Source organism: Pseudolabrys sp., assembly GCF_035943735.1.
Taxonomy (GTDB): domain Bacteria; phylum Pseudomonadota; class Alphaproteobacteria; order Rhizobiales; family Xanthobacteraceae; genus Pseudolabrys.
Genome location: NZ_DASZBV010000015.1, coordinates 35,536 through 58,084 on the forward strand (window position 1 = coordinate 35,536; position 22,549 = coordinate 58,084).

General features: G+C 65.9%; 24 protein-coding genes. 9 read left to right on the top strand and 15 right to left on the bottom strand.

What is annotated here, in order from left to right:
• The first annotated feature begins 133 nt into the window (after positions 1–133).
• Together VGV41_RS07965 and VGV41_RS07970 are read left to right on the top strand one after the other, a co-directional pair.
• On the top strand, positions 134–652 hold the full coding sequence (locus VGV41_RS07965; RefSeq protein WP_326863267.1) for an RDD family protein: 519 nt from the start codon (positions 134–136) through the stop codon (positions 650–652).
• 71 nt (positions 653–723) lie between these two features.
• The gene (locus tag VGV41_RS07970) at positions 724–1,473 is read left to right on the top strand and encodes an arginyltransferase (RefSeq protein ID WP_326863268.1); all 750 of its coding nucleotides are present in this window, start codon (positions 724–726) and stop codon (positions 1,471–1,473) included.
• On the opposite strand, the gene VGV41_RS07975 is transcribed toward VGV41_RS07970, so the two are convergent.
• Positions 1,470–3,326, bottom strand: coding sequence for a phospholipase D-like domain-containing protein (locus tag VGV41_RS07975; protein WP_326863269.1), 1,857 nt, complete (start codon positions 3,324–3,326; stop codon positions 1,470–1,472). The two genes, VGV41_RS07970 and VGV41_RS07975, sit on opposite strands and share 4 nt — an antisense overlap.
• A 207-nt stretch (positions 3,327–3,533) precedes the next feature.
• Between VGV41_RS07975 and VGV41_RS07980 the strand changes: the two genes are divergently transcribed.
• Positions 3,534–3,905, top strand: a complete 372-nt coding sequence (locus VGV41_RS07980; protein ID WP_326863270.1) for a cupin domain-containing protein — start codon at positions 3,534–3,536, stop codon at positions 3,903–3,905.
• 4 nt (positions 3,906–3,909) lie between these two features.
• Here VGV41_RS07980 and VGV41_RS07985 read toward each other — a convergent pair whose 3' ends face one another.
• A complete protein-coding gene (locus VGV41_RS07985; RefSeq protein WP_326863272.1) occupies positions 3,910–5,220 on the bottom strand; it encodes an Nramp family divalent metal transporter in 1,311 nt (436 codons plus the stop codon).
• A gap of 204 nt (positions 5,221–5,424) precedes the next feature.
• On the opposite strand from VGV41_RS07985, the gene VGV41_RS07990 reads away from it, so the two are divergent.
• A complete protein-coding gene (locus tag VGV41_RS07990; RefSeq protein WP_326863275.1) occupies positions 5,425–7,653 on the top strand; it encodes a cation:proton antiporter in 2,229 nt (742 codons plus the stop codon).
• A gap of 69 nt (positions 7,654–7,722) precedes the next feature.
• On the opposite strand, the gene parC is transcribed toward VGV41_RS07990, so the two are convergent.
• Positions 7,723–9,990, bottom strand: a complete 2,268-nt coding sequence (parC, locus tag VGV41_RS07995) for a DNA topoisomerase IV subunit A (RefSeq protein WP_326863277.1) — start codon at positions 9,988–9,990, stop codon at positions 7,723–7,725.
• A gap of 38 nt (positions 9,991–10,028) precedes the next feature.
• Between parC and VGV41_RS08000 the strand changes: the two genes are divergently transcribed.
• On the top strand, positions 10,029–10,415 hold the full coding sequence (locus VGV41_RS08000) for a hypothetical protein (protein ID WP_326863279.1): 387 nt from the start codon (positions 10,029–10,031) through the stop codon (positions 10,413–10,415).
• Positions 10,416–10,556: 141 nt separating this feature from the next.
• A complete protein-coding gene (locus VGV41_RS08005; RefSeq protein ID WP_326863281.1) occupies positions 10,557–10,790 on the top strand; it encodes a hypothetical protein in 234 nt (77 codons plus the stop codon).
• 108 nt (positions 10,791–10,898) lie between these two features.
• Here the strand turns inward: VGV41_RS08005 and recO are convergent, their stop codons facing one another.
• From recO to rpoZ, 8 genes are all read right to left on the bottom strand, one after another.
• Entirely contained in the window at positions 10,899–11,633 is a 735-nt protein-coding gene (gene recO, locus VGV41_RS08010) for a DNA repair protein RecO (protein ID WP_326863283.1), read from the bottom strand.
• Between the two features lie 159 nt (positions 11,634–11,792).
• Positions 11,793–12,713 (bottom strand): GTPase Era, encoded by a 921-nt coding sequence (gene era / locus VGV41_RS08015; protein WP_326863284.1) that lies wholly within the window; start codon positions 12,711–12,713, stop codon positions 11,793–11,795.
• Entirely contained in the window at positions 12,706–13,458 is a 753-nt protein-coding gene (rnc, locus tag VGV41_RS08020; RefSeq protein ID WP_414705074.1) for a ribonuclease III, read from the bottom strand. The genes era and rnc overlap by 8 nt, the downstream gene beginning before the upstream one ends.
• Positions 13,416–14,171 carry a signal peptidase I gene (lepB, locus tag VGV41_RS08025; protein ID WP_326863285.1) on the bottom strand — a complete coding sequence of 252 codons (756 nt, stop codon included), beginning with the start codon at positions 14,169–14,171 and terminating at the stop codon, positions 13,416–13,418. Before lepB ends, rnc begins: the two co-directional genes overlap by 43 nt.
• 116 nt (positions 14,172–14,287) lie before the next feature.
• Positions 14,288–14,701, bottom strand: coding sequence for a holo-ACP synthase (gene acpS, locus VGV41_RS08030; RefSeq protein ID WP_326863286.1), 414 nt, complete (start codon positions 14,699–14,701; stop codon positions 14,288–14,290).
• Positions 14,698–15,453, bottom strand: a complete 756-nt coding sequence (locus tag VGV41_RS08035; RefSeq protein WP_326863287.1) for a pyridoxine 5'-phosphate synthase — start codon at positions 15,451–15,453, stop codon at positions 14,698–14,700. The genes acpS and VGV41_RS08035 overlap by 4 nt, the downstream gene beginning before the upstream one ends.
• On the bottom strand, positions 15,446–17,650 hold the full coding sequence (locus tag VGV41_RS08040; RefSeq protein WP_414705075.1) for a RelA/SpoT family protein: 2,205 nt from the start codon (positions 17,648–17,650) through the stop codon (positions 15,446–15,448). Before VGV41_RS08040 ends, VGV41_RS08035 begins: the two co-directional genes overlap by 8 nt.
• A 292-nt stretch (positions 17,651–17,942) precedes the next feature.
• Positions 17,943–18,338, bottom strand: coding sequence for a DNA-directed RNA polymerase subunit omega (rpoZ, locus tag VGV41_RS08045; protein ID WP_326863289.1), 396 nt, complete (start codon positions 18,336–18,338; stop codon positions 17,943–17,945).
• A 319-nt stretch (positions 18,339–18,657) separates the two neighbouring features.
• Between rpoZ and VGV41_RS08050 the strand changes: the two genes are divergently transcribed.
• The 3 genes from VGV41_RS08050 (at position 18,658) to VGV41_RS08060 (ending at position 20,403) form a co-directional block, all read left to right on the top strand.
• The gene (locus VGV41_RS08050) at positions 18,658–19,329 is read left to right on the top strand and encodes an NYN domain-containing protein (protein WP_326863290.1); all 672 of its coding nucleotides are present in this window, start codon (positions 18,658–18,660) and stop codon (positions 19,327–19,329) included.
• Between the two features lie 14 nt (positions 19,330–19,343).
• Positions 19,344–19,988 (top strand): uracil-DNA glycosylase, encoded by a 645-nt coding sequence (locus VGV41_RS08055; protein ID WP_326863291.1) that lies wholly within the window; start codon positions 19,344–19,346, stop codon positions 19,986–19,988.
• A gap of 190 nt (positions 19,989–20,178) precedes the next feature.
• A complete protein-coding gene (locus VGV41_RS08060; protein WP_326863292.1) occupies positions 20,179–20,403 on the top strand; it encodes a hypothetical protein in 225 nt (74 codons plus the stop codon).
• Positions 20,404–20,416: 13 nt separating this feature from the next.
• On the opposite strand, the gene VGV41_RS08065 is transcribed toward VGV41_RS08060, so the two are convergent.
• From VGV41_RS08065 to VGV41_RS08080, 4 genes are all read right to left on the bottom strand, one after another.
• The gene (locus VGV41_RS08065; RefSeq protein WP_326863293.1) at positions 20,417–20,776 is read right to left on the bottom strand and encodes a hypothetical protein; all 360 of its coding nucleotides are present in this window, start codon (positions 20,774–20,776) and stop codon (positions 20,417–20,419) included.
• Positions 20,777–20,881: 105 nt separating this feature from the next.
• On the bottom strand, positions 20,882–21,469 hold the full coding sequence (locus tag VGV41_RS08070; protein ID WP_326863294.1) for a peroxiredoxin: 588 nt from the start codon (positions 21,467–21,469) through the stop codon (positions 20,882–20,884).
• Positions 21,466–21,858 carry a VOC family protein gene (locus tag VGV41_RS08075; protein ID WP_326863295.1) on the bottom strand — a complete coding sequence of 131 codons (393 nt, stop codon included), beginning with the start codon at positions 21,856–21,858 and terminating at the stop codon, positions 21,466–21,468. Before VGV41_RS08075 ends, VGV41_RS08070 begins: the two co-directional genes overlap by 4 nt.
• 3 nt (positions 21,859–21,861) lie before the next feature.
• The gene (locus VGV41_RS08080; RefSeq protein ID WP_326863296.1) at positions 21,862–22,545 is read right to left on the bottom strand and encodes a DJ-1/PfpI family protein; all 684 of its coding nucleotides are present in this window, start codon (positions 22,543–22,545) and stop codon (positions 21,862–21,864) included.
• Positions 22,546–22,549 lie beyond the last annotated feature (4 nt).

Consider the following 22,549-nt stretch of genomic DNA (forward strand, 5'->3'; position numbering starts at 1 on the left):
GGGCCAGCCCGCGAGGAGCAAGAGTGGGCGTTCCGCCGCTCTTGCGGTTGGGATATCCTTGTCCCATCTCGCCTGCAGGGTGGATGAGACAAAATCGTGGTCTCGTCCGTAATCAAGGGGACCGTCCCGCCGGATGCCGATCGACATCAAACCGCACGCCTACGACCCTTACGCCTCGCCGGAACTGTTCGAGGGCGTACTGGCGCGCCGGGTGGTCGCCTTCGTCATCGACTTCGTGCTGATCGCCGTGCCGGTGCTGCTGGCGGCGATGTTCATCTTCGCCTTCGGCATCGTCACGCTTGGCCTCGGCTTCGCGCTCTACTGGCTGTTGCCGCCGGCGACCGTGGTCTGGGCGCTCGTCTATTTCGGCGCCACGCTCGGCGCGCCGGCCTCGGCCACCATCGGCATGCGGGTGATGGATCTCGAGATGCGCACCTGGTACGGCGCGCCGGCCTATTTCGTGCTCGGCGCCGTGCACGCCGTCGGCTTCTGGTTCACGGTGTCGTTCTTCACGCCCTTCATCCTGCTGGTCGCCTTCTTCAACGAGCGGCGGCGGCTCCTGCATGACATCGTGCTCGGCACGGTGGTGATCAACAACGCCCGCCGCGCCGCCATGCTGCGGCCGGCACCCTTCGGGGCGGGGCCGGTATAATGGGCTTTGACGTGGAACACGGAGCGCGCGATGCTTTTTCCGAATCGGGCGACGACATTCTGGCCTGACCGGTGACCCAACACTCGCGCGACACGCCGCAGTTCTACCTGACCGCCCCCTCGCCCTGCCCCTACCTCAAGGGTCAGGAGGAGAGGAAGGTCTTCACCCATCTCGTCGGCGACCGGGCGGGGGAACTCAACGACCTGCTCACGCATGGCGGCTTCCGCCGCAGCCAGTCGATCGCCTATCGCCCCGCCTGCGAGACCTGCCGCGCCTGCATCTCGGTGCGCGTGGTGGCGGCCGACTTCAGGCCGTCGCGCAACATGCGGCGCGTCGCCGAGCGCAACGGCGATCTCATCGGCGAGATGCGGACGCCGGCGCCGACGTCGGAGCAGTACTCGGTCTTCCGCGCCTATCTCGACGCCCGCCACCGCGACGGCGGCATGGCCGACATGACCGTGCTCGACTACGCGATGATGATCGAGGACAGCCACGTCGAGACTCGCGTCATCGAATATCGCCGGCGCGGGCCGGACTCCGCGATCAACGGCCGCGGCAGCGGTGAACTCATGGCCGTGGCGCTCTCCGACGTGCTCAGTGACGGCCTGTCGATGGTCTACTCGTTCTTCGAACCGGGCGAAGCGGAGCGCTCGCTCGGCACCTTCATGATCCTCGAGCATATCGCGCGCGCGCGACAGATGGGCTTGCCTTACGTCTATCTCGGCTACTGGGTCGCCGGCTCGCGCAAGATGGACTACAAAGGCCGCTTCCTGCCGCAGGAGCGGCTGATGCCGTCCGGCTGGACGCGGGTGGAGAGCTAAGGTCTCTTCTTCCTGCTCGACGTCTTCGTCTTTTTACCGGCGGTCTTCCTGACGGTTTTCTTCGCGACCTTTTTCTTGCTCGTCTTCTTGCTCGTCTTCTTGGCCGCCGGCTTTTTGGCTGCCGCGCCGGTTTTCTTTTGCGCGGCCGACTTGCCCGATGGCTTCCGCGGCGGGATCGGCGCGTTCATCCAGAACGCCAGCTCCTGATAGCGCGCGCCGCCGGGTTTCCAGCCGTCGAGCGGCTTGTAGATCTGGTTCGGATCGCCGCCGCTGCCGAGATAGGCACGCCACGAATAGTGGTCGTAGACGCCGTTGATATGCACGGCGTAGGCCTGCCCCAGCCTGGTATTGCCGCGAACGATGACGAGGTTTTCGTCGTTCTTGTGCGATGCCGAATCCGAGAAGTTATGCGAGCCGGTGATGACGGCGCAGTTGTCGGAAAACGGATCGACGACGATGACTTTCGAGTGGACGATGGCCATCAGGTGATTGTTCAGCATCTCGGCGACGTTGAACTCGGTCTCCTCCCAGGACGGATGATCTTCGGCGCTGACGCCCGACGGCAAGGTCACGTCGTCGTAAAAGTCTTGCGCCGGTGCGCCCGATTTGACCACCTCGCCGCCGACCTTGGTGACGTCGCCGTCAGTTGGGTTTTTGGGCGGCACAACGCGCGACACCACGCCGCGAACGTAGATGTCGTTCTTCAACACGCGATCCAGCAGCGCCTTCAGGAGCGGCGAGTTACCCGGCGCGAACATCAGGAACAGGATGCCGTGTTTGGCGCCGGCGATGAGATCGAGCACCGGCTTGAACTCGGCCTCGTCTTTGCTGGCGGCGAAATAAAGCGCGAGATCGCCGTCGGTTTTCGGTACCGAGTTTGTCGCCACAAGACCGGGGGGCATCGCGTCCCCAGCCGCGACAAGCTTGCCCCATTGATCGAGAAAGCGGCTGGCAAGCACGGCGTTCTCGACGATCAGCACGTTGTTGAGCTGCGTGCAGAGTCCGGTCGTCGTCCAGTTCGTGCTGCCCGTGAGCACGCGCGTCGCGTTCTTCCCGGCAGCGTCGCTTTCGACGAGAAACTTGTTATGCACGCTCGGCGATGTCCCGTGGCCGTGCGACAGATCGCGGTGACGAACCTCAACGCCGGCGGCGGTCAACTCCTGCGCCACCCACGGCTTGGTCGCACCGCCATTCCCGAGCAGGACATGGCCGCGCTTGCCGAACGGCTTGAGCGCATCGACGAGCTCGTGGTCGTTGATTTCGTAGATCGCGAGATGGATGGCGCTGCCGCGGCGATCGGCGTCGCGCAGGAACTTGAGGATATTCGGCAGGATATCGCCGGACAGATAACGTCGCGCGTTGAAGCCCGGCTTTTCGAGGTCAACGAGGAATTGTCGCAACGACGCGTCGGAGACGTCGCCATTCACGAAGCGCGACACGATCTGCGACATCAGCGTGCCGCGGTTGAAATAGCAGGTCAGTCCGCCACCCGCCTCGCCGGTCGCGACCGTCGGCGCGGTCCAGTCCGAGGCAGACGCGGCATCCGGCGCGAAGCCGCCGCCGGCGGCATTCTTCATGGCCGTGACGCGATAGGACACGTTGTTGCTGTCGACGACGCTATGGTCGGTCCAGATGCACCGCCGGATCGGCGACTGTGTCGAAGAGATGCCGGTCGCCTGCACCGGCCCGCCGCCCGGTTTTGGCGGGATGCGGTTGGCGATGACGGTCACCTGCCGGCTGGTCTCGTCACGCCGTTCGAGCTGGAAGCCGACCCAATCGTTGGACCAGGTGGCCGGCTCCCACGCGATCAGGATGTCGTCTGCATTGGCAAAGGCTTTGACTTCGATCGTCATTGTGCCCTCCCGAACGCGGCGCAACGCAAAGACCGCCGCCCCGGAGCGGAGCCTAACACAACTATAGCGGGTGTGCCATTCCGGCGCGTCTCGCGTAGCGATCGCGCCTTCACTCTTGCCGCGCCGCCGTTGACGCAGGTCAAGCCGCGGCGCCCTCCTCCGCTCTATCAATTCGCAAAGCGGCTTGCGCAACAATAGGAGCGCGTCATGAAGGTTTCGCGACTGAAGGCCGATGCCAAGGGCGAAAGCCACTTCCAGCAGATCGACGTCGCTCTCGCCGAGGCCGATTACCGGCCGCCGGCGCCGATCGCCTATGTCTCGCACAGCTATCAGGCCGACGGCCTGCAGTTCGTCCGTCTGCCGGCCGGCTGGGTCGGTGATGCTGTACATCCGCCGAAGGCGCAATTCCTCATCTGCCTGAAAGGGCATCTGGAGGTGACGGCGAGCGACGGCGAGAAGCGCAGCTTCGGCCCCGGCGACAGCATCCTGATGAGCGACGTCGAGGGCAAAGGCCATCGCACCCGCGTCAAGGGCGACCACGAATGCATCGCCGCGGTGATCCCGGTCGCCGCCGCCTGACGCGCTACGCGGGAATGCCGGGCACCGGCAGACCGAAGGTCTGCGCGATCAGGATCGCGTTGAGCACCATCACCAGGATGGTCGCGGCGATGGCGGCAGCCGTCGTCAACCGCGTGTTGACGAAGGCGCCCATGACCGAGCTCCGCCCGGTGAAGATCAACAGCGCGATCATCGGCAGCGGCAGCGCGATCGAGAGAATGACCTGACTGACGACCAGCGCCTGCGTCGCGTTCACGCCCATGCCGACGACGACGAAGGCCGGCGCCATGGTGATGACGCGGCGCAGCCAGATCGGGATGCGAAACCCAACGAAGCCCTGCATGATCATCTGCCCGGCGATCGTGCCGACCACCGACGACGAAATGCCGGAGGCGATCAGCGACAAGAGGAACAGCGAGGCGGCGCCGGCGCCGAGCAACGGCGTCAAAGTGTGATAGGCGGTCTCGATCTCGGCGACATCGCTGTGGCCTGCGTGGAAGGCGCTCGATGACATCGCCACCATCGCCAGGTTGACGAGGCCGGCCGCCGTCAGCGCCGCCACCACTTCGAGATTTGACAGCCGCACCAGCACGCGCCGGTCCTTGTCGTCGCGGCTCGGCGTGCGGTGTTGCGTCAGCCCGGAGTGCAGGTAGACCGCGTGCGGCATGACGGTTGCGCCGATGATGCCGACGGCGATCAGCAGCGCCTGAGCGTCCGCGATCTGCGGCAGCACCGTGTGCAGCGCCGCCGCGCCCCAGTCGACCGGGGCGATGAACATCTCGGCCACGTAGGCGAGCGCGATGACGCCGACGAGCGCGCTGATCACCAGCTCGAGCGGGCGGAAGCCGCGCCCCTCCAGCAGCAGGATCCCGTAGGTGACGATGGCGGTCACGACCATGCCGGCGAACAGCGGCATGTGGAACAGCAGCGACAGGCCGATGGCGCCGCCGAGGAATTCGGCGAGGTCGGTGGCCATGGCGGCGCCTTCGCTGATCGCCCACATGCCCAAGACCACCGGCTGCGGAAAATGCTCGCGGCACATCTCCGCCAGGTTCTGGCCGGTGACGATGCCGAGCTTGGCCGACAGCGCCTGGAACAGCATGGCGATCAGATTGGCGGCCAGCACCACCCAGAGCAGCGTGTAACCGTATTTGGCGCCGGCCTGGATGTTGGTCGCGAAGTTGCCGGGGTCCATGTAGGCGATTGAGGCGACCAGAGCCGGCCCGGCAAACGCCAGCAGCGGGCGCAGCCCCCGCCTTTCGCCTTTGAGATACCCTTCCGCCGCCGCAACGCTGCGCTGCGTCATCGACTTCGGCACCGGGTGTCGCGACTCCATCCAAACCCTTCGGCCCGCGCACGAAACGCCGGGCAACTCTAACCATTCGAGGCTACCTTATCTTATTGCGAATAATTCGCAATTGCAATTAGTTCCGGAACATTCGGACAGGCGCCGCATTGGTCCACCCTTAGCGCTGGGGGTTCCACTGTGCTCGCCGCCTGCCCGACCGACGCTCGCCGAAAGCGCCTTTGCTGCCGGTATTTGCCGACCGTTCTTGCCGGATTGGTTCTGCTCGCCGCCGGCGCTGGCCCGGCGCTGGCCGCCGTGCCCGGGGAGAGCAAGGGGCCATCGGTGGTTGTCTTCCTGTCCGAATTGCTACTGCTCATGCTGGTCGGCCGCCTGCTCGGCGAACTCATGCTGCGCTTCAAACAGCCGGCGGTGATGGGCCAGCTCATCGGCGGGCTGCTGCTCGGACCGTCGCTACTCGGCTATCTCTTCCCCGGCATGCACGATCTCGTGTTTCCGAAGTCCGCGGATCAGAAGGCGATGATCGACGGCATCGCGCAGGTCGGCGTCCTGTTCCTGCTGCTGATCACCGGCATGGACACCGACCTCAAGCTGGTGCGGCAGACCGGCCGCGCCTCGGTGTTCGCCTCGCTCATGGGGATCATTGTTCCGTTCTGTTGCGGCGTCGGCCTCGGCCTCGCGCTGCCGGATTCCTTGTTGTCCGACCCCGGCAAACGCCTGGTCACCGCGCTCTTTCTCGGCACCGCGCTGTCGATCGCCTCCGTCAACTTCGTCGCGATGATCGTGCGCGAGATGAACTTCACGCGCCGCACCGTCGGCCAGGTGATCCTCGCCTCCGCGGTGATCGACGACTCGATCGGCTGGATCATCGTGTCCATCATTTTCTCGCTTGCCGCCGCCGGCACGGTCGAACCGATGGCCCTCGCCGAAAGCATCATCGGCACGCTGGTGTTTCTCGCCGTCAGCCTGACCCTCGGCCGCCGCGCGGTGTTCTTCGCCATCCGTTGGGTCAACGATAATTTCAAAAGCGATTTCGCCGTGGTGACTGCGATTCTGTCGATCATGGCCTGCATGTCGCTGATCACCTATGCGATCGGCGTCCACACCGTGCTTGGTGCGTTCGTGGCGGGCGTGCTGATCGGAGAATCGCCGATCCTCAGCAAACATATCGAGGAACAGTTGCGCGGGCTGGTTCTCGCCTTCTTCACGCCGATCTATTTCGGCCTTGCCGGGCAGAACGCGGACGTCACCGTGCTCGGCAACCCGACGATCGCGCTCTACACGGTCGGGCTGATCGCCATCGCCAGCCTCGGCAAGTTCGGCGGCGCCTTCATCGGTGCCGAACTCGGCGGCCTCACCCGCCGCGAGGGCGTTGCACTGGCCTGCGGCATGAACGCCCGCGGGTCGACGGAAGTCATCATCGCCACTGTCGGCCTGTCGATGAACGCGCTGTCGCCGACTCTTTTCACGATGATCGTCACCATGGCGGTCATCACCACGATGGCGATGCCTCCCACCCTGCGCTGGGCACTGGCGCGCATCCCGATGCGCAAGGACGAGAAGCAAAGGCTCGAGCGCGAGGAGATGGAGGAAAAGGGCTTCGTCCCCAAGCTCGAGCGCCTGCTGCTGGCCATCGACGACAGCGCCAACGGCAAGTTCGCCACGCGCATCGGCGGCATTATTGCCGGCGCCAACAGCATGCCGACGACCGTAATGCACATCCACGGCAAGAAGCGGCCGAGCAAGAGCGCCGTCGAACAGGCGAAGGAGAAGGCCAAGGAGATCGGCGAGACGGTGCAGATCGTCGCCGGGCGCAGCGACGACTCCAAACGCGACGAGGAAAAGTCCGAGACCAGGATCGACATCACGACGATGGTCGAGCAGAAGCCGAAGGCGGAGGCCGTCGCCGCCGAGGCCGAGAAAGGCCACGATCTGATGGTGGTCGGCCTCGACAAGACGCTCGACGGCGAACACGCATTCCACGACGACATGGCCAATCTCGCCGCCGGTTTTCCGGGGCCGATGGCGGTCGTGGTCGCGCGCGACGGCCAGCTCGACGACCCGATGCACAGTCGCCTGAGCATCCTGGTGCCGGTCAACGGCACCGATCAATCGCGCCGCGGCGCGGAAATCGCGATCGCCATTGCGCGCGCCACGCGCGGCCCGCTGACCGCGCTCTACGTCGCCGCGCGCGGGCAGAAGACGCGCCGCTCCCGCCAGTACGAGGAGGCGATCCTCAAGGACATCGCCGCGCTGGCGGAGAGCTACGGCGTGCAGATCAAAACCGCGGTGCGCGCCGACATCGCCGCCGACCAGGCGATCGTCAAGGAGATGGGCCGCCGCCGCAACAATCTGCTCGTGCTCGGCGTCGGCCGCCGCCCGGGCGACAAATTGTTCTTCGGCGACACCGCCGCGGCGTTGGCGGCGAACTCGGAGAAGTCGCTGCTGTTCGTGGCGACGTAAGCTCTCTCAACGAGGCCAGGCGGCACACTTCGCCCGTCATGCCCGGGCTTGTCCCGGCCATGACGGGGACTACTCGCCCTTCCCCGCCGGCAAAGCGCCGAACTTGTTGTTGGTGAGGAAGCGGTCGGGGCGGATGCGGCCGGCGGCGGCGCGGTCGCCGCGCCAGTCCTTCAACTCCTTCAGCGACAGCGTGAAGGTGCGGCCGGCGGTGTCGATCCAGGTCAGCCCCTTCTCCACCTCGAAGGTGGCGACATCGGACAGGCCCTTGTCGAGATAGCGCTGCAGCCGTACGCCGCGGCCCTTGGTCATCTCCGGCACCTGATCGAGGGGGAAAACCAGGAGTTTGCGGTTCTCGCCGACGGTCGCGACCTGCTCGCCGGTGACGACTGTCATGGCGGCGGCGCGGTCCGGCGCCTTCAGGTTCAAGACCTGCTTGCCCTTGCGCGTGGTGCCGAGCACTTCCGCTTCCGGCACGATGAAGCCGTTGCCTTGATAGCTCGCCACGAGGAACTTGCGGCTGCCGTCATAGGCCATCGCCGCGACGACGTCGGCGTCCTGCTCGAGATCGATGAACAGACGCAGCGGCTCGCCGTGGCCGCGGCCGCCGGGCAGCTTCGCAGCGTCGATGGTGTAGAAGCGGCCGTTCGACCCGAAGATCAAAATCTTCGCCGTGGTCTCGGTCGGGAACGCGAATCTGAGCGCGTCGTCCTGCTTGAAGGCGACGCCGGAGAGATCGCTGACGTGGCCGCGCAGCGCGCGCACCCAGCCCTTCTCCGAGACGACAACGGTGATCGGCTCGCGCACGACCATCGCCTCCTCGATCGCGGCTTCGTCGTGCGCCGGCGCCTCGGCGAAATCGGTGCGGCGGCGGCCGAGCTCGGTCTTCGGGCCGAACTTGGCCTTGGTCTCCCTGATCTGCCCGGCGATCGTCGCCCACTGCTGCGCTTCCGAGCCGACGAGCGTCTTGAGCTTCTTGTGCTCCTCGCGCAGCGCCTTGTCCTCGGAGCGGATCTCCATCTCCTCGAGCTTGCGCAGATTGCGCAGGCGCATGTTGAGGATGGCGTCGGCTTGCACCTCGGTGAGCTTGAAAGTCTTCATCAGGACGGGCTTGGGCTCGTCCTCGGTGCGGATGATCTTAATGACCTTGTCGAGGTTGAGATAGGCGACGAGATAGCCGCCGAGCACTTCGAGGCGGTGCTCGATCTGCGACAGCCGAAATTTCGAGCGGCGCACCAGCACGTCGCGGCGGTGGTCGAGCCATTCGCGCAAGACTTCGGCGAGACCGAGCACCTTCGGGATGCGGCCCTTCACCAGCACGTTCATGTTGAGCGGAATGCGGTTCTCGAGCTCGGTGAGCTTGAACAGCGATTCCATCATCAGCCCGGCATCGACCGTTCGGGCCCGCGGCTCGATGACGATGCGGACGTCCTCGGCGGATTCATCGCGCACGTCGGCGACCAGCGGCAGCTTCTTGTCGTTCAAAAGCTCGGCGATCTTCTCGATCAGCCGCGACTTCTGCACCAGCCACGGAATCTCGGTGATGACCACGACATAGGTGCCGCGGCCGCCCTCCTCCGTCGTCCACTTGGCGCGCACGCGGAACGAACCGCGGCCGGTGGTGTAGGCCTCGGCCAACGCCTCGGCGGAATCGACGACGATGCCGCCGGTCGGGAAGTCCGGACCTTTCACGTATTTCAAAAGCGTGCGGCTGCGCGCGGCCGGCGTCTCGATCAGATGCAGCGCTGCGTCGCAGAGTTCGGCGGCGTTGTGCGGCGGGATCGAGGTGGCCATGCCGACGGCGATGCCCTGCGAGCCATTGGCGAGCAGGTTCGGGAACGCGGCCGGCAGCACCACCGGCTCCTCGTTCGAACCGTCGTAGCTCGGGCGGAAGTCGACGGCGTCCTCGTCGAGGCCGTCGAGCAGGAGGCGCGACACCTCGGTGAGGCGCGATTCCGTGTAGCGCATTGCCGCGGCATTATCGCCGTCGATGTTGCCGAAGTTGCCCTGCCCGTCGACCAGCGGATAGCGCTGCGCAAAGTCCTGCGCCAGGCGCACCATGGCGTCGTAGATCGCCTGATCGCCGTGTGGATGGAAATTGCCCATCACGTCGCCGACCACCTTGGCGGACTTCTTGAAGGCGGCGCCGGGATCGAGGCGCAAGCCGCGCATCACATGCAGGATGCGGCGGTGCACCGGCTTCAAGCCGTCGCGCGCGTCGGGCAGCGCGCGGTTCATGATGGTCGAGAGCGCGTAAGCGAGATAGCGCTCCTCGAGCGCCTCGCGCAGACCGACGTCCTCGACCTCGCCCTTTTCGGGGGGAATCACTTTAGTTGCCATGATGGAGTGCTAATCCCTGCGGCCCGCATGAACAAGCGATGAACGCGGCGGCCATCGAACCTTCGAAAACCGTCTGTATGATTGTGAACCTCGCAGGCCCGATGGCGTTGATATGGGCTTCAACGTTTGGCCTTTTTGAGATGGAGGTCGATATGCATCGCACCGTTCTGGCCGCCGCGGCCACCCTTACAATCCTCGCCGGCGCGGCTCTGATGCCGCAAAGTGCCGAGGCCATGCCGGCGGCGTCCACCGGGCTGGCTACCGCCGTAACCGGCAATTCCCTCGCCCAGGACGTCGCTTATGTCTGCCGCCGTGTCTGGCGCTGCGGACCTTATGGCTGCGGCTGGCGCCGGGCCTGCTACTGGACCGGCCCGCGCCGGTACTGGGGGCCGCATTACTATCGGCGTCACTGGCGCCGCTGGTAGTCGCAGGCTAGCCTCGTTTGACAGTTTGCGACCGGCTTCGCCGTGGGCCGGTCGCTGCTGAGCCTAACGGCAGTTCACGTCGGGGGGCGCCGGGCTGGTGTCCGGGTACGGGCTCTACGACACATCGGAGGAAAGAATAACATGCGTAAGATCGTGCTGTCGGCTGTGTTTGCGTTGGGTATGGGTCTGGCTGCCGCGACCGGCGCCTCGGCTGCGCCGCTGTCGACCGGCCTCGCCAGCGGGGCGACGGCTGCGCCGAATGCCTCGATCATCCAGGACGTGGCGTACCGCTGTCGCCGCATCACGGTGTGCCACCGCGGGCCATACGGCCGCCGCGTGTGCCGCACCGAGCGCGTGTGCCGTCACCGCTGGTAACAGCGGCCGGTCATCGCAATCAGACGGCCCGGCCCTCGCGCCGGGCCGTTTTGCTTTCACGTCCTATCATTCGAAGCGCCGCGTCGGCAGCGCCCGGAATGACGAACATCAGGCGACGTTGGGCAGCGCGCGGGCGAGCGCGGCGATAAAATGCGTGCGCTCGTCGCCGAGCATCAGACCGCGCGGCTCGAGCACGTAGCGATCGAGGAAGAAACCGGTGAGTGCAAAACCGTCGGCGACGTCCCGGCCAGCCGCGGGCGTCGCGGCGTCGCGCAAGAAGGCCGGCAGATTGAGCATGCGCTCGGCGTAAGGCGCACCCGCGCCGCGCGATACGGCGCGGCCGGACTTCGGCGACACATAGACAAGGTCGTCGGTCGCGCCAGTCGCGACGCATTCGGTCAGGTCCAGGCCGAAGCCGAGCTCGGCCAACAATTGCAATTCAAAGCGCACGACCATCGGCGCGATGACCTGCGCCTCGGCGAGATGGTCGAGCATGAAATCGTAGAGCGCATACAGGCTCTCGTGCGGATCGCGCTCAGGCAAAAGCCGCATCAGTGTCGAAAGATGCGTGAGGCCGTAGATCGCATGCGGCGCGGCGAAGAAGTTCGAGGCGCGCAGGTTCACCGGCTCGACGGTGTAATTGCCGAGATGGTCGTCGAGGCGCGCCCGCCAGGTGGCGCTCAAGGTGTTGCCAGGCTGCAGGATAGGCTTGAGCCGCGAGCCGAAACCGCCACGCACCATGCCGAGATGACGGCCGTGCGCGCGCGTCATCAGGTCGAGAATGGCGCTCGCCTCCCCGTGCCTTTTGACGCCCAGCACGATGCCTTCATCGGTCCATTGCATCTCAACTCCTTACCCTCCCCTCGAGGGGGAGGGTCGATCGGCCGAAGGCCGATCGGGGTGGGGTGAAACAGCGAGATCACCCCCTCCCGACGCGCTTCGCACGTCGACCTCCCCCCTCCAGGGGGAGGTGAAACGAGCGCGTTGGCGCGCCGAGTATTCCTACTCCTTCGGAAACTCCAGGCCCATGGCGCGGTAGCGCTCGGGATCGTCGCCCCAACCCTCGCGCACCTTCACGAACAGGAACAGGTGCACCTTGCCCTCGGTGATCTTTTCGATCTCGCGGCGCGAGCTTTCCCCGATCGCCTTGATGGTGGCGCCGCCCTTGCCGAGCACGATCTTGCGCTGGCTTTCGCGCTCGACATAGATCGTCTGCTCGATGCGCACGGCATTGCCGCGCAAGTCCTTCCACTGCTCGGTCTCGACCGTCGCGTGATACGGCAGTTCCTGGTGCAGGCGCTCGAACAGCTTCTCGCGCGTGATCTCGGCGGCAAGCTGGCGCATGGGCGCGTCCGACATCTGGTCGGGCGGATAGAGCCACGGGCCCGGCGGCACGCGCTCCGCCAACCAGCGCTTCAAGTCCGCGACGCCGTCGCCGGTCAGCGCCGAGATCATGAAGGTCGTCTCGAAGCGCGCCTTCTCGTTCGCCGCCTTGGTCAAGGTCAGCAGCGCCTCCTTGGCGACGACGTCGACCTTGTTGAGGATCAGGATCGCCGGCGGCTTGACCTCGGACAAGCGTTCGAGGATCGCCTCGTTCTCCTCGTCGAGACCCTTGCGCGCATCGATCAACACCCCGACGAGATCGGCGTCATGCGCGCCGCTCCACGCCGTCGTCACCATGGCGCGGTCGAGGCGCCGCTTGGGCGCGAAGATGCCCGGCGTGTCGACGAAGATGAGCTGCGATTGGCCGGCAACGGTGATGCCGCGGATGAGCGCGCGCGTCGTCTGCACCTTGTGCGAGACGATGGTCACCTTCGAGCCGACCAGCGCGTTGATGAGCGTCGATTTGCCGGCGTTCGGCGCGCCGATGAGCGCGACGAAGCCGCAGCGGGTGTTCTCGGTGGGCGGCAGCGTTTCAGACATCGAGCTTATCCGCGGCGACGCCGACGCTGCTGAGCATCGCGGCGGCGGCGGCCTGCTCCGCCGCGCGCTTGGAGGCGCCGAGCCCTTCCGCCGGCGCATGATCGGGCAATTCCACGGCGATGCGGAATTTCGGATTGTGATGCGGGCCGGTGCGCGCCAGCTCGCGATAGGTCGGCGTCGGCAGGCCGCGCGCCTGCGCCCATTCCTGGAGCATGGTCTTCGGGTCGCGCAGCGGCCGCAGCGGCTTCAGCATCCGCTCCTTCCAGAAGCGCTCGACGAAGCCCTCCGCCGCCGGATAGCCGCCGTCGAGATAGACCGCGCCGACCAGCGCCTCGCAGGCATCGGCGAGGATGGTCGCGCGCAGGCGGCCGCCGGCCTGCGATTCCGAGCTGCCGAGCTTGAGCTGCGGGCCGATGTCGATCGCCTTGGCCACCTCGGCACAGGTCTCCTTGCGCACGAGATCGGCGAGCCGCCGCGACAGTTCGCCCTCGTTCGCCTTGGCAAAGGCGCGGAACAGCATGTCGGAAATGACGAGGCCGAGCACGTGGTCGCCGAGAAATTCCAGCCGCTGATAGCTGTTGACGCGCGCGCCGCCCGAGGCCGCCGAGATGTGCGTCAGCGCCCGCTCGAGCAGGTCCTTGTCGGCGAAGTGATGGCCGATGCGCTCTTCCAGAGCGCCCCTGTCCTTGACCTTGCTGCGGCTCATCGCACGATCGTGAACAGCCGGCTCCAGCGCACGGACCATGGCCAGCGCCAGAATTCCCACGCGCGTTCGCCGTCATAGACGGAGAAGAAGATAAGCTGCGCTTTGCCGACAATGTTCTGCAGCGGCACGAAGCCGACCTGGCTGAAGCGGCTGTCGGTCGAGTTGTCGCGGTTGTCGCCCATCATGAAGTAATCGCCGGGCGGCACGGTATAGACCTGCGTGTTGTCAGCGAAGCCGTTGTCGACGAGGTCGAGCGTGTAGAAGCTCTTGCCGTCCGGCAGCGTCTCCTTCCAGCGCTTGACCGGCGCCTCGCGCGTGCCCTCTTCGGTCTCGATGAACGGCGGGGCCGGCTCGCGCTTGACCGCGGTGCCGTTGATATAGACCTGGCCGTCGATGACCTGGATCTTGTCGCCCGGCAGACCGATCACGCGCTTGATATAATCGACCGAGGGATCCTTCGGCAGGCGGAACACGACGACGTCGCCGCGCTGCGGCAGCAGGCCGCCGGGGATGCGCCCCGAGAACAGCGGCGGCGACAAAGGCAGCGAGTATTTGGAGTAGCCGTAGCTGTACTTGGAGACGAAGAGGTAGTCGCCGACCAGCAGCGTCGCCTTCATCGAACCGGACGGGATGTTGAACGGCTGGAACAGGAAGGTACGGATCACCAGCGCGATGATCAGGGCATGAAATACGACGCGAGCGGTCTCGCCGAGCCCGCCTTCCTTGCGCTTGGTCCCCGATGTCACGCTCATTGGCCTTTTGTCCCTGCCCCGCACCCCGCCGCACTTGTAGCGGCTGACCCCGACAGGCGCAACGAAGATCGCCGCTTCCGCGGCTTAAGCATCTGCAACCATTGGGATTCTGAGCGTCAGCCCGCGGCGGAGCCGAGCGGTACCGCTTGGATGATGACGATGGCCTGCGCCAGCGACCCCTCGTCGGTCAGCGATACGTCGATGACCGCCTCATGGCCGGCCGGGGTGATGGCCTTGAGCCGCTCGAGCGCCCCGCCGGTCAGTTTCATGGTCGGCCGGCCGGACGGCAGGTTGACCACGCCCATGTCGCGCCAGAACACGCCCTTGCGGAAGCCGGTGCCGAGCGCCTTGGCGCAGGCCTCCTTGGCGGCAAACCGTTTGGCGTAGGTCTCGATGCGGTTGGCGCGCCGCTCCGCCTTGGTGCGCTCGGCCGGCGTATAGATGCGGTCGAGGAAGCGCGCGCCATGGCGAGCGAGCACCTTCTCGATGCGGCGGGCATCGCAGAGGTCGGAGCCCAGCCCGATGATCATGCTTTGACCTTGGCGCGGCCGCGGTCCATCGCCGCGCGCATCATCTTGATGGTGGCGTCGAGGCCCTCGAACACCGCCTCGCCGATGAGGAAATGGCCGATATTCAATTCCATGATCTGCGGCAGCGCGGCGATCGTCTCGGCGCTGGCGTAATCGAGGCCGTGCCCGGCGTGCACTTCGAGACCAAGGCCCTGCGCCAGCAGCGCGCCGACGCGCAGCATTTCCCATTCGGCCGCAGCCTCCGTGGTGCGGCGCTCGGACAGCGCATCGCACCAGGCGCCGGTGTGCAGTTCGATCACCGGCGCGCCGAGCGCCACCGCCGCCTCGATCTGCGCCGGATGCGGCGCGATGAACAACGACACGCGGATGCCGGCGTGCTTGAGGTCGTGCACGGCGGGCGCCAGTTGCGCCTGGTGCTTGACGGCGTCGAGACCGCCTTCGGTCGTGCGCTCGGTGCGCTTCTCCGGCACGATACAGACGGCGTGCGGACGGATGGCCAGCGCGGCTGCCACCATGTCGTTGGTCGCCGCCATCTCGAAATTGAGCGGCTTGTCGATCTCCGCCTTCAGCCGCGCCATGTCGTCGTCGCGGATATGGCGGCGGTCCTCGCGCAGGTGCGCGGTGATGCCGTCGGCGCCTGCGGCGATGGCGAGCTTGGCCGCGCGCACCGGATCGGGATGCCGGCCGCCGCGCGCGTTGCGGATGGTGGCGACGTGGTCGACGTTGACGCCGAGGCGGAGCTTCCTAGCCATTCACCCGCTCCGCCTTGGCCACCATCGGCTTCGCCCTGAGCTGCGCAAGGATGGCGGTCAGATGCTTGAGGTCGTAGACCTCGAGATCGATGGTCACGTCGGTGAAGTCCGGCGCGCGGCGCGCCATGTGGATGTTGTCGATATTGCCGTCGTGCTCGGCGATCACCTGCGCGATCTGCGCCAGCGAGCCCGGCTCGTTCACCGACTGCACAGAGATGCACACGGGGAAGCGGCGTGGCGTCTCTTCGTCCTCGTCCCAGCGCAGGTCGATCCAGCGCTCGGGATGATCCTCGAACTCGCTCAGGGCCGGCGACTGGATCGGATAGATGGTGATGCCCTCGCCCGGCGTGAGGATACCGACGATGCGGTCGCCCGGCACGGCGCCGCCGTTCGGCGCGAAGCGCACCGGCAGGTCGGTGTTGATGCCGCGGATCGGCAGCGCCGCCTCCGACGCCTCCGGCACCTTGGCCTTGACCGATTTGAGCCTGCGCAGGCCGAACCACCCACTCTCGACCTTCTTCGGCTTGAGCGCCAGCGCTGCGGCGCGCTCTTCCTTGTAGTCGGGGTACATCGCGCGGGCGACGTCGGAAGCTTTCAGTTCGCTGCGTCCGACGGCGGCCATCACTTCTTCGATGGACGAACGCGCCAGCCGCGGCAGCGCGCCGACCAGCTTCTCGTCGGAATAGGCGATCTTGGCGCGCTGGAACAGGCGCTCGACGATGCGGCGGCCGAGCCCGGTGTACTGCGCGCGCACCGCGACGCGCGTGGCGCGGCGGATCGAGGCGCGCGCCTTGCCGGTACGCACGATCGATTCCCACGCCGCCGGCGGCGCTGCCTGCGCCTTGGAAACGATGATCTCGACCTCGTCGCCGTTCATCAATTCGCTGGTGAGCGGCGCGATCTTGCCGTTGACCTTGGCGCCGACGGCGGTATTGCCGACGTCGGTATGCACGGCATAGGCGAAGTCGATCGGCGTCGCCTTGCGCGGCAGCGCGATGAGCTTGCCCTTGGGCGAGAAGCAGAACACCTGGTCGTGGAACAGTTCGAGCTTGGTGTGCTCGAGGAATTCCTCCGGGTTCGAGCCTTCGGCCAGCAGCTCGATGGTGCGCCTGAGCCAGGCATAGGCGGTCGACTCGCGCGACAGCAGCTCGGTCGGCGAGCCGGCGCCGTCCTTGTACAGAGCATGCGCCGCGATGCCGTATTCGGCGATCTCGTGCATCTCCTCGGTGCGGATCTGCAATTCGACGCGCTGCTTGCCGGGGCCGATCACCGTGGTGTGGATCGAGCGGTAGTCGTTCGCCTTCGGCGTCGAGATGTAGTCCTTGAAGCGGCCCGGCACCATCGGCCAGCTCGAATGCACGATGCCGAGCGCCTGGTAGCAGTCGGCGAGCGTCTTCACGATGACGCGGAAACCGAAGATGTCTGAGAGCTGCTCAAAGCCGATCGACTTGCGCTCCATCTTGCGCCAGATCGAATAGGCGCGCTTGCGCCGCCCCTTGACCAGCGCCTTGATGCCGCGCTCGGCAAGCTTCTTGGTGAGCTGGCTTTCGATCTCACCGATCAGAAACCGGCTACGCTCCTCCAGCCCGTTGAGCCGCGAGGAGACGACCTCGTAAGCTTCCGGGTAGAGCTCGCGGAAGGCCAGATCGTCGAGCTCCTCGCGCATCTCGTGCATGCCCATGCGGCCGGCGAGCGGCGCATAGATCTCGAGCGTCTCTTCCGCGGCGCGCCGGCGCGAGGCCTCCGGCATCCAGTGCAGCGTGCGCATGTTGTGCAGGCGGTCGGCGAGCTTGATCAGCAGCACGCGCACGTCGTCGGCGATGGCGAGCAAAAGCTTGCGCAGGTTCTCGGCCTGCTTCGCCTCCTTGGTGACGAGGTCGAGCTTCTTGAGCTTCGTCAAGCCTTCGACCAGCCGGCCGATGTCGGGCCCGAACAACTGGTCGATCTCGGCGCGGGTCGCCGCAGTGTCCTCGATGGTGTCGTGCAGCAGCGCGGCGGCGATGGTAGCGTCGTCGAGCTTGAGGTCGGTCAGGATCGCCGCGACCTCGATCGGATGCGAGAAGTACGGGTCGCCGGAGGCGCGACGCTGATCGCCGTGCGCCTTCATGGCGTAGACGTAGGCGCGGTTGAGCAGCGCCTCGTTGGTCTTCGGGTTGTAGGCGCGCACCCGGTCGACCAGGTCGACCTGCCGCATCATCGGCGCCCGGCGGACCTCGGGCTGCCTCTCGGCCACCTGCGGCAGCACGGCCGCGGCCGCCAGCGGCGCCCGGACGGGCGCCTGCTTCTGCATGCGCGGGAGATCGCTGCGCGGACGCATCATTTAACGTGCCTTCCGGCCGCGGTTCCGGGTCGAAATCGCCGTGCGGCCGGCCTTTCCCTAGATATCACGGCAAAACCGTGCAGCCGCAAGCCTTTGCCAAATGGTTGACAAAAAGACGACGGCCCGGCTTTTGGCCGGGCCGTTATACGAAATTTATGCCAATGGAAGCTTACTCGCCGTCGTCCTCGGGGACCTCTTCCGGAGGCGCCAGGCCTTCGAGGCCCTTGAGCAGTTCTTCCTCGGTCATGCGGTCGGCAGTGACCTCGGTGTCGTCGGAGTCGACGCCGGCACCGGCGCCCGCCCCGATCAGCGGCACCTCGGGCTCGGGCTCGTCGACTTCCACGTATTTCTGCAGGGAATGGATGAGGTCTTCCTTGAGGTCGCCCGGCGACACGGTGGTCTCGGCGATCTCGCGCAGCGACACGACGGGGTTTTTGTCGTTATCGCGATCGACGGTGATCTGAGAACCGGACGAGATCATGCGCGCCCGGTGGCTGGCCAGAAGCACGAGGTCGAAGCGGTTCTCAACCTTGTCGATGCAATCTTCTACGGTGACACGCGCCATCGGCTCGTCACTCCCTGCGCTGGAACTGATGTCCTGGAGACAGGCGGTAGCTATCCCCTGCCACCCGAAATATCAAGCTTTTTTGTCTTGGTTTGGCCGCAACCCTCTGTTACGGAACCGTCATACGCGAGCACCGCGACGGGTTTCGCCGGGAGCGGCGTTTATTGCACGGATACCAACGTCGATTGACTTCGAAGGTGCCGATTAACCGTTCCAGACCGCCCGACGACCGCCGACGGGGACACACCTCGCCATCCGGCCAGTCGACCGCGCGCGTCCGGTCCGCCGCCTCCCGCTGCAGTTTTGAGAGACAAAGACCATGACCGTTCCGGGTGAAAAAATTGCCCTCTTCATTGACGGCGCCAATCTCTATGCCACGGCCAAATCGCTCGGTTTCGACATCGATTACAAGAAGCTGCTGCGGGAATTCCAGTCGCGCGGCTATCTGCTGCGGGCCTTCTATTACACCGCGGTGATCGAGGATCAGGAGTATTCCTCGATCCGCCCGCTCATCGACTGGCTCGACTACAACGGCTACTCGGTCGTCACCAAGGCGACCAAGGAATTCGTCGACCAGACCGGCCGCCGCAAGGTCAAGGGCAACATGGACATCGAGCTCGCCGTCGATGCCATGGAGATCGCCCACACCATCGACCACATGGTGCTGTTCTCCGGCGACGGCGACTTCCGCTCGCTGGTCGAAGCCGTGCAGCGCAAGGGCGTGCGCGTGACCGTCGTCTCCACCATCTCGACGCAGCCGCCGATGGTCGCCGACGAATTGCGCCGCCAGGCTGACATCTTCCTCGACATCATGACGCTGCAGTCGAAGATCGGCCGCGATCCGTCCGAGCGGCCGCCGCGCGAGCCACGCGGTCCGCGCGAGGACCGTGAGCCCGGTCACACGCCGCAGTTCCTGCAGCGCCCGGCCGCGCCGCAACGCACCCCCGCCGCCGCGCCGGCGGATGACGACGACGAGGAATCGTTCGAGTAGTCCGGCGGTCGATCATGCCCGCCCCCTCCGGCAAGCCCGGACGCGACTGTCCGCGCTGCCCGCGCCTCGCCGCCTTCCGCAGGGACTGGCGGAAGAAGGAGCCCGAATGGTTCAACGCGCCGGTGCCCTCGTTCGGACCGGTTGACGCGCGCGTGCTGATCGTCGGACTGGCGCCGGGGCTGCAGGGCGCCAACCGCACCGGCCGGCCCTTCACCGGCGACTATGCCGGCGTGCTGCTCTACGAGACGCTCGGCAAATACGGCTTCACCAAGGGTGAATACAAGGCGCATCCCGACGACGGCCTCGAACTCGTCGATTGCCGCATCACCAATGCCGTGCGCTGCGTGCCGCCGGAAAACAAGCCCTTGCCCGTCGAAATCAACACCTGCCGCGACTATCTCAAGGCGACTGTCGCGGAGATGAAGAACCTCCGCGCCATCGTCGCGCTCGGTCAGATCGCGCACAACAGCGTCCTGAGCGCCTTTGCGGCGAAGAAGTCCGCGTCACCGTTCAAGCACGGCGGCCGCAGCCCGGTTGGTCATGTCACGCTGTTCTCCAGCTATCACTGTTCGCGCTACAACACGAATACAGGCGTGCTGACGCCGGAGATGTTCCGCGCCGTGTTCAAAGAGGTGCGGAGATTCCTCAACGTCGCCTAGACCGCGCGAGAGCTCCCGCTCGACCGTGAGCGACTTGGTGTCGAGCAGCCCGCACCTGCGTTTCCTTCTCGTAAAGAAGTCCTTTCCTCAGCGACTCCGGTTGCGCCTGCAGCGGGAACCGTCCATTGCAGACTTTAATCTATTCGTCTGCTCCGAGAGCGTCGCAACGCATGACCTCGGAGCGTCGAACATGCCCGACAGCAAACGGCCCGCCAGCGGCCCGCCGTCCGCCGAGTCGTATCGCCAAAAAGCCCTCAAGCTCTGCGCCATCGCGAACCAGACGAGCGATCCGTTCATTCGAGCCGAACTCGAAAGCCTCGCCTTCGCTTATATGCGATTGGCGGAAGAGGCCGAGCAACCGGCCGCCGCACCGGCCGACAAGGGTGAAAACGACGTCAAACCCGATGAAGAATAGGATTTTGCGATACCTAGGCGATCTCCTCGGCGATCCAGCCCCTATTTCCTAACGCTCGCGCGCAGCTTCGCTTCAGTTTCGCGCTGGCCGTCGCGGTCCGCGCGAGCAACTGGTCGATGTAGACGAAGCTGACGCCAACCGTGTAGCCCTTTCGCCATTGCACATCGCAGATGTGCCGCGTCCCATCGGCGACCCTCAGCACGAAGATATTGGGAAGCGCGATGGCTGGCGCCGAAACGCACGCGCCCTGTCGCGAGACATCGAGCATCGTGCAGCGCAACGAGGCCTGGTGCTCTCGCTCGATCCGGGCCGGCACGCCGCCCCGACGACGGGTCGAAGTCCGCCATTCGGAGAGTGAGATCAATTCGCTCATGCCCGGGACAATATGGTCCAGGCTTAAAGAGCCGGTTGAGAAGTGACGCTAACAGCAGCCTATGAAATCGATAGAATTAGAATCGTGGTTCCATGCTCTTTGCGGTTACGCCCGCGTGCCGGTCTCTTTCAACCACTGCACCACCTCCTCCGCGCTCTTGTCCGGCGGAAACACCGGGTAGAACACGTAAGTGATGACGCCGTCGTCGATCACCATCGCCATGCGCTTCAGCAGCGTCATGCCGGAGGTGACGAAGGTCGGCAGCTTGAGCGCCGTGGTTAATTGCAAGTGCTCGTCGGAGAGCAGCGCGAACGGCAGGTGCAGCCGCGTCGCCGCCTCCTGCTGGTAGGCCGTGTCCTGCGTCGACAGCCCGTAGAGATGCGCGACGCCGAGCCGGGTCAGGTCGGTAGCGTGGTCGCGGAAGGAGCAGGACTGCGGCGTGCAGCCGCGCGCGCCGGGGATCGCGTCCCAGCCCGCCGGCAGGTCGACGCCCGGCCGCCCCGTGCGCGGGTAGATGTAAAGCACGGTGCGGCCCTTGAGCTTCGACAGGTTCACGCGCGCGCCGTCGGTTGCCGCAAGCGCAAGGTCGGGCAGCCGCATGCCCTTGAGATGGCGCGCACCGCCGTCGTCCTGCGGCGCCGGAATGCCCGCCGGCAGGACGTTGGGATTGTGCATGCCCGGCGCTTCGCTCATTTCCGCTCTCCGTAGGACATGAATTCCATCAGCGAGCCGTCCGGATCGCGAAAATAGACGCTCGTTCCCGTCCCCTTGGCGCCGAAGCGCTGGATCGGTCCGCAGTGGATGTTGACGTTGTGCTTCTTCAGATGCGCGATCGCGCCCTCGATCGGCCCGTGCCATTCGAAGCAGAGGTCGCTGTTGCCGGGCTGCACCGGCAGCCGCGCCACTTCGGCCGGGTGCACGCCCGGGCCGTGCACGTTGAGCTGACGATCGCCGAAACGGTAAGCGAAGCCGGACGGGCGGGTGATCAGCTCGGCGCCCATCACCTCGACGTAGAACTTGTTCGAGCGCTCCCAGTCGGTGACGTGAATGACGCAGTGATCGAGGCTGGTCGGTAAGACCATCGCTTATACTCCGAGCTTCCTGCCAACACGCGCGGCCACGACGCGCCGCTCTTCGCTCAAAGCCGCAAGCCGCGCCGTGAGCGCCGCTACCGTCTCCGGCCGCGCCGTTTTCGGCGAGCCGCCGTCGAAGGGCGGGTCGGGATCGTACTCGATCTGCAGCTGGATTTCGCGCGCCACCTGTTCGCCGTCGAGGATGGCGGCGAGCGCGAGCGCGAAGTCGATGCCGGAGGCGACACCGGCGCCGGTGACGACATTGCCGTCGACGACCACGCGCTCTTTCGTGGGAATGGCGCCGAGCGGCGCCAGATGCTCAATCGCCGCCCAGTGGCAGGTCGCGCGTTTGCCCTTGAGCAGGCCGGCGGCGCCGAGCACCAGCGAGCCGGTGCAGACCGAGGTCACGTATTTCGCCTGCGCCGCCTGGTTGCGCAGGAAGGCGAGCGCGGCTTCGTCCTCCATCAGATCCTGCTGCCCCGGACCGCCCGGCACCATGACGATGTCGAGCGGCGGGCACGTCTCATAGGTGACGGTCGGGACGATCTGCATGCCGCGGTCGGTCGTGACCGGCTCGAGCGTCCTAGCGACGAGCTCGACCTTTGTGTCGGGCAGACGCGCCAGCACCTCGTAGGGCCCGGTCATGTCGAGCTGGGTCAAGCGCGGGAAGATCAGCATTCCGATGCGGCGGGGCATGGTC